Origin of the sequence: Sphaerobacter sp., from assembly GCF_019683595.1 — a bacterium.
Lineage (GTDB): Bacteria > Chloroflexota > Chloroflexia > Thermomicrobiales > Thermomicrobiaceae > Sphaerobacter.
Genome location: NZ_JADGHZ010000189.1, coordinates 1 through 6,520, shown reverse-complemented (window position 1 = coordinate 6,520; position 6,520 = coordinate 1). Strand labels below are relative to the sequence as shown.

Annotated in this window: 5 protein-coding genes; 3 read left to right on the top strand and 2 right to left on the bottom strand. The window is 66.5% G+C overall.

Features of this window, described 5'->3' with window-relative positions:
* Positions 1–96: 96 nt before the first annotated feature.
* Positions 97–1,113: a type I glyceraldehyde-3-phosphate dehydrogenase gene (gap, locus tag IRZ30_RS14705; protein ID WP_294086223.1), complete on the bottom strand. Its 1,017-nt coding sequence runs from the start codon at positions 1,111–1,113 to the stop codon at positions 97–99.
* 29 nt (positions 1,114–1,142) lie between these two features.
* Positions 1,143–2,528, bottom strand: coding sequence for a gluconeogenesis factor YvcK family protein (locus tag IRZ30_RS14700; RefSeq protein ID WP_294086221.1), 1,386 nt, complete (start codon positions 2,526–2,528; stop codon positions 1,143–1,145).
* Between the two features lie 260 nt (positions 2,529–2,788).
* Here IRZ30_RS14700 and nusA point away from each other — a divergent pair, with 260 nt between their 5' ends.
* From nusA to infB, 3 genes are read left to right on the top strand one after another with little or no spacing between them, the layout of a single operon-like run.
* Positions 2,789–4,120: a transcription termination factor NusA gene (gene nusA / locus IRZ30_RS14695; protein ID WP_294086220.1), complete on the top strand. Its 1,332-nt coding sequence runs from the start codon at positions 2,789–2,791 to the stop codon at positions 4,118–4,120.
* Between the two features lie 45 nt (positions 4,121–4,165).
* Complete coding sequence (locus tag IRZ30_RS14690) at positions 4,166–4,501, top strand: YlxR family protein (RefSeq protein ID WP_366945360.1); 336 nt, start codon at positions 4,166–4,168, stop codon at positions 4,499–4,501.
* Positions 4,502–4,537: 36 nt separating this feature from the next.
* Positions 4,538–6,439 (top strand): translation initiation factor IF-2, encoded by a 1,902-nt coding sequence (gene infB / locus IRZ30_RS14685; protein ID WP_366945359.1) that lies wholly within the window; start codon positions 4,538–4,540, stop codon positions 6,437–6,439.
* Positions 6,440–6,520: the final 81 nt, after the last annotated feature.

The following is a 6,520-nucleotide window of genomic DNA, read 5'->3' as shown; positions in this document are numbered from 1 at the left end:
CCTACCCCCCCCCCCCTGTTTTTTTTTGGGGGGCTTTTTTTGGGGGGGGGGGGGGGGGGGGGGCCCCCCCCCGCCCGCGTCGCAGTCAGGTGGGATCTAGCTGATTCCCTGCTCGGCGACGAGGTTCGCCAGATCCGCCACGCGGCAGGAATACCCCCACTCGTTGTCGTACCAGGCCACGACCTTGGCCATGTTCCCGTCCAAGACCATCGTCGAGAGCCCATCGACGATCGCCGAGTGGGAATCGCCGCGGAAGTCCGTCGAAACCAACGGCTCCTCGGTGTAGTCGAGGATCCCCTCCATGGCGTCCGCCGCCGCATCCTGGAATGCGCCGTTCAGCGACTCCACCGTGGCCGGCTTATCCAGCTCGACGACGAAGTCGATGATCGACACCGTCGGGGTCGGGACACGGAGCGCGAAGCCGTCGAACTTGCCCTTCAGCTCGGGGATCACCAGCGCGACGGCGCGGGCGGCGCCGGTCGTGGTGGGCACGATATTCAGGGCTGCGGCACGTGCCCGGCGCAGATCCTTGTGCGGCGCGTCGAGCGTGACCTGATCGTTGGTATAGGAGTGCACCGTCGTCATGAAGCCGCGCTTGATGCCGAAGGTGTCCTGAATCACCTTCGCCACCGGAGCGAGGCAGTTGGTGGTGCAGGACGCGTTCGAGATGATGTGATGGCGCTCGGGATCGTACTGATCCTCGTTGACGCCCAGGACCACCGTGATGTCTTCATTCTTCGCCGGAGCGGTGATGATGACCTTCTTCGCCCCGGCCTCGATGTGGGCGCGGGCTTTGGTCGCATCCGTGAAGAAGCCGGTGGACTCGATGACCAGGTCGACGCCCAGATCCTTCCACGGCAGGTTCGCTGGGTCGCGCTCCGAGAACACCTCCAACTCGCGCCCGTCGACGGTGATGGTGCTGTCGGTAGCCTCCACGTCCAGATCGTACACGCCGTACGTGGAGTCGTACTTGAGCAGGTGGGCCAGGGTGTGCGGGCTGGTCAGGTCGTTGACGGCGACGATCTCCAGCGTGTCGTCGTACTCCCCGACAATGGCCTTCAGCACCTGCCGGCCGATGCGTCCGAACCCATTGATCCCGACACGAACAGCCACTTTCTTCCCTCCTACACGACGGGCGCCCGCTACGCGCCCCGGACCGTCACCTGGGACTCGAGCGACCCGCTCACCGGGTCGTGACCATTTGCTCGCAAGACGGCATCCACGCCGGGCGACGTGGGCCGTTGCTTGGCCAGCTCAATCAATGCGGTCGCCAGCTTGTCGGGGTCGTGGCGCAGCGGGAACTCAGGGTTCACCACGTCGCGGAGCACCACGTTGACCGAGCCCTCCAGGGCATCGATCCCGTCCAGGCTGACCGCGGAGACCGCCCATTCGGGCTTGATCTTGGTGGCCGCCGGGCCGAAGTTGTCATTGACCAGGACGTGATCCACGATCGGCTCGCCAACGTGGTCGTGCAGGGCCCGCAGGTGGTCCACCACCCTGAAATCATCTGTCTCGCCCCGCTGCGTGGCTACGTTGCACACGTAGACCTTGGTCGCGGTCGAGCAGCGGATGGCATGCGTAATCCCTTGAACGAGCAGGTTGGGCAGCACCGACGTGTAGAGGCTGCCCGGGCCGAGGACGATCAGGTCCGCCGAGAGGATGGCGACAATCGCCGGATCATAGGCGGCCGGGTGACGGGGATCGAGGAACACGCGCTTGATCCGCGACCGCTCCGCGACGATCCGCGACTCCCCGCGGATGATGCGACCGTCGGCCAGCTCGGCGCACACCGTGATGTTCTCCAGCGACGAGGGGATGACCTGGCCACGCACGGCGAGCACGCGCGACGACTCGTACACGGCGCGCTCGAAGCTCCCGGACACCTGGGTCATCGCGGTGATGAACAGGTTACCGAAACTGTGTCCACTCAGCTCCGAGCCGTTCTCCTCGAACCGGTACTGGAACAAGTCGGCCATCAACGGCTCGGCATCCGCCAGCGCCACGAGACAGTTGCGGATATCGCCCGGCGGCGGCATGTTGAACTCGGTCCGCAGACGACCGGAGCTCCCGCCGTCGTCCCCCACCGTCACGATGGCGGTAATGGCGACATTCTTCTGCTTCAGCCCGCGCAACAGGGTCGAGAGCCCCGTGCCGCCCCCAATCGCCACCACGCGCAGCTCGGGCTGTTCCGGACCAAAGCGGTGCGCCTGGATCAGGTCGGCCAGGCCCTTCCCGGCCGGCCGCTGATCCCAGAACGGGGCGAGGAGGGATCGGCTGAGCTGGTAAAAGCCAAGCCCGATTCCGATGGTTCCTCCGGTGAGCATCACGAGCTCCCGGTAGGGATGCGGGATGAACTGGAGTGTGACCGTCTGGACGAAGTCAGTAAACCGTTCCGGGAAGTGATAATTGCGGTATACCCAAGCAAGCGCCATCGCCAGGGCGAGGCTCGTCATCACGAGCCCGGAGAACAAGAGCAAGATCCAGCGCTTGACGAACATGCCTGGGCGGAGCCATGTCCGGAGCTTCATATGTCCCCCTGTCGCTCCCCGGCGATCCGCGTCTGGCCGGGCCGTATTATAGCACGCAGCCGGCGGAATTCCGGGGAATGGTGCCGTTGCGCCGGCTCCGTCGAATCTGCTATACTAGGCAGCGGAACCGAAGGTGCCCGAGCGAGAGTGGGCGATGCCCACTTTAATTTTTGCCGCGCAGCACTTCGTCCCACCTGACCTTGTCCTCACATCGCAGCGCAACCTGAGGGCAGGTCCGAGCGAGGAGGTATTCCACTACCATGAAGAGCGATTTCTATACCGCCATTGCGACGATTGCCGCGGAGCGTAACATCCCGCGCGAGGCGGTCCTCTCCTCCGTGGAGCACGCGCTGCGCACGGTCTACAAGAAGATGGCGGGTACGGAAGAGGAAGTTGAGGTCCAGATCGACCCCACCCTCGACCCCAACAAGGGCGGCATCCGGATCTTCGTCGTCAAGCGAGTCGTCGAAGAGGTCGAGGATCCCAACACCGAGATCTCGGTCGCGGAAGCACGCACCACGCACCCCGACGCGGTCGTGGGTGATGTGATCCGCTTCGACCGCACGCCTCAGAATTTTGGGCGCATCGCGGCGCAGACGGCCAAGCAGGTCGTGCTGCAGCGCATCCGCGACTACGAGCGTGACAGCGTCTACGCCGAGTACATCGATCGCGTCGGCGAAGTGCTGAACGGTATCGTCCAGCGCGCCGACCCGAAGGCGGTCATCGTCGACCTCGGCAAGGCGGAGGCGGTCATGCCCGCCCGCGAGCAGGTGCCGAACGAGCGCTACCGCGTCGGCCAGCGCCTGAAGGTCTACCTGCTGGAGGTCAACAAGGACACGCGTGGCCCGCAGCTCATCGTGTCGCGGACCCACGCCAACCTGATCCGCCGCCTCTTCGAGCTGGAGGTTCCGGAGATCTACAGCGGCGCGGTCGAGATCATGGCCGTTGCCCGCGAGCCGGGGCTGCGCTCCAAGGTGGCCGTCGCCGCGCGCCAGGAGAAGGTCGATCCGGTCGGCTCGTGCGTCGGGGTGCGCGGCGTGCGTATCCAGAACATCGTGAACGAGCTGTACGGCGAGAAGATCGATGTGATCGAGTGGTCGCCGGACACGCCGACGTTCATCGCCAACGCGCTGAGCCCGGCCAAGCCGATTAGCGTGCAACTGAACGAAGCCGAGAAGGTCGCCAGGGTTATCGTCCCGACCGAGCAGATGTCGCTGGCGATCGGCAAGGACGGGCAGAACGCCCGGCTGGCCTACAAGCTGACCGGGTGGCGCATCGACATCAAGGACCCCGAGGCGCTCCGCGGCTCGGATGACGACATCCTGCGCCAGGCCCGTGCGGCTCTGGCAGAGGTGCCCGACGACCTGATGACCCAGGGGCGGCAGCCGCGCCTGGTCCGGGCCGACGGCACCATCAGTGTGCGAGAGCGCGAGTTCGGGCCGCTTCCGCCCGACCTGGTCAACATGAGTGTGGACGTCGAGATCGTCAACGGTGTGCTCGACGTCTACTACAACCGAGAACTCCGGGCCCGCTTCGACTTCGCCACAGGGCGCGAGCTCTCGCTGACCGAAGACGAGGGGTCTCGCGTCTAGCCTCACGTGGGCTCGTCGGGGCGGGCCCGCGGAGGGGGTGGTACGATGACACAGGAGACGGGCGCCCGGCAGCGCCGCAAGGGCCCGCGGCCCAAGCATGTGCCGATGCGGACTTGCGTCGTATGCCGGACCAAGGATGCAAAGAGGACATTCGTGCGGATCGTCCGAACGCCGGAAGGCGCCGTCGAGATCGATCCGACGGGAAAGAAGAATGGGCGCGGCGCGTACCTGTGTACGCGCTTTGCGTGTTGGGAGCGCGCGGCCTCCGGCCCCGCACTGGAACGAGCGCTGCGCGTCGAGGTGACTGAGGAGGCCCGACAGGCCCTACGCCACTACGCCGACGTGCACTTCCGCCGGGACGATGAGGGCGCGTCGCATTGATCTCCACGCACCGCGCCGTGATTGAAGGAGGAACCAATGAGCCAGCACAACCGACGAACACAGCGCGGCGGTGGGCGAGGCAGGGCCAGAGGGCGAGGCGGAGCTCCGGCGAACGCCGGGCCTCGCGGTCCCCAGCAGGCTGAGGGCCGACGCGCCGCAGTGCTTTCCGGGCCTGTGGTGCTCGGCTCGGTCGTAACCGTAGGTGAACTTGCCGAGGCGCTCGGCGTCAGCCCCATCGACGTCATCAAGACCCTCATGGCGCGGGGCATCATGGCCAGCATCAACCAGCAGGTGGACTTCGACACCGCGGCTGCGGTCGCCGAAGAGTTCGGCATCGAGGTCGAGGAGCACGTCCCCGAGGTCGTGCAGCAGGCCGATCAGGACATCGAGACTCGCCGCGATGAGGGCGATGACCCGGGCGCAGTGCCGCGGCCGCCGGTCGTGACGATCATGGGGCACGTCGACCACGGGAAGACCAAGCTGCTGGACGCCATCCGGCAGACAAACGTCGCGGCCGGCGAGGCTGGTGGGATCACCCAGCACATCGGTGCCTATCAGGTCGAGGTCCAGGGACGGAAGATCACCTTCCTCGACACACCCGGCCACGAGGCATTCACCGCGATGCGCGCCCGCGGCGCCCAGGTGACCGACATCGCCGTCCTGGTCGTCGCGGCCGACGACGGTGTGATGCCGCAGACGCGCGAGGCGATCAGCCACGCACGCGCGGCCAACGTTCCACTCATCGTGGCACTGAACAAGATCGACCTCCCAGCGGCGAATCCCGACCGAGTCAAGCAGCAATTGGCCGAGGTCGGGGTCATCCCCGAGGAGTACGGGGGTGATGTGCCCGTGGTCGAGATCTCGGCCAAGGAGCGTCTGGGGATCGACGACCTGCTGGAAATGATCCTGCTCGTCGCCGACCTTCAGGAGCTGAAGGCGAACCCGAACAAGCCCGCCATCGGCGTGATCATCGAGGCGAAGGTTGACCGCAACCGCGGACCGGTCGCGACTGCCTTGATCCAGTCGGGAACGCTCAAGGTGCGCGACGTGGTGGTCGTCGGCGCGACCTGGGGCCGCGTCCGCGCCATGATGGATGATCGCGGTCGTCGCGTGCGCCGCGCGGAGCCGTCCACGCCGGTGGAGATCCTCGGCCTGCTCGATGTGCCGGAGGCCGGTGACATCCTCCAGGCAGTCGAGGACGAGAAGGCCGCCCGGACGCTCGCCGAGGAGCGGGCCCGCCAGCGGCGCGCGGAAGCCTTCATGGAGACCCGCGTCGTCAAGCTTGATGATGCGTTCGCTCAGCTTGAGGAAGGCGAGACGCGAGAGCTCCGCGTCGTGCTGAAGGCAGATGTTCAGGGCTCACTGGAAGCCATCCAGGGGACGCTGGCGAAGCTAAACGAGGAGTCGGACTCGGTCGGCGTCAGCGTGGTCCATGCCGGCACCGGTGCGATCTCGGAGTCGGACGTGAACCTGGCCGTCGCCTCGAACGCCATCATCGTGGGGTTCAACGTACGGCCCGACGCCGCAGCCAAGCGAGCCGCCGACGCCACCGGGGTGGACATCCGCTTCTACGACATCATTTACCAGTTGGTAGATGACATCAAGGCGGCGATGTCCGGCCTGCTGTCGCCGGAGATCCGCCAGGTCACCGACGGGTACGCCGAGGTGCGCCAGACGTTCCGGCTGCCCTCGCGCGAGGTGGCGGCCGGGTTGTACGTCCTCGACGGCAAGGCCTCTCGAAACTCTCGCGTCCGCGTCCTGCGCAACGGTGCCGTGATCTACGACGGCGTCGTCTCGTCGCTGAAGCGCTTCAAGGATGACGTGCGGGAGGTTCAGGCGGGTTACGAGTGTGGGCTGGTCGTCGAGGGTCTGACCGACATCCAGGTCGGCGACCAGATCGAGTTCTACCACACGGAGCAGGTGGCCCGAACCCTCTAGTACCGGGCCGGGAAGCGGGGGGCGCGCCGCCCCCCCCACCCCCCCCACCCCGCCCCCCCCGCACCCGCCGGCCCAGACCCC

What these genes read in the sequence shown, in the direction of transcription:
- IRZ30_RS14700 (WP_294086221.1), bottom strand. Translation starts at nt 2,528, where the DNA reads ATGAAGCTCCGGACATGGCTCCGCCCAGGCATGTTCGTCAAGCGCTGG.
- nusA (WP_294086220.1), top strand. Translation starts at nt 2,789, where the DNA reads ATGAAGAGCGATTTCTATACCGCCATTGCGACGATTGCCGCGGAGCGT.
- IRZ30_RS14690 (WP_366945360.1), top strand. Translation starts at nt 4,166, where the DNA reads ATGACACAGGAGACGGGCGCCCGGCAGCGCCGCAAGGGCCCGCGGCCC.
- infB (WP_366945359.1), top strand. Translation starts at nt 4,538, where the DNA reads ATGAGCCAGCACAACCGACGAACACAGCGCGGCGGTGGGCGAGGCAGG.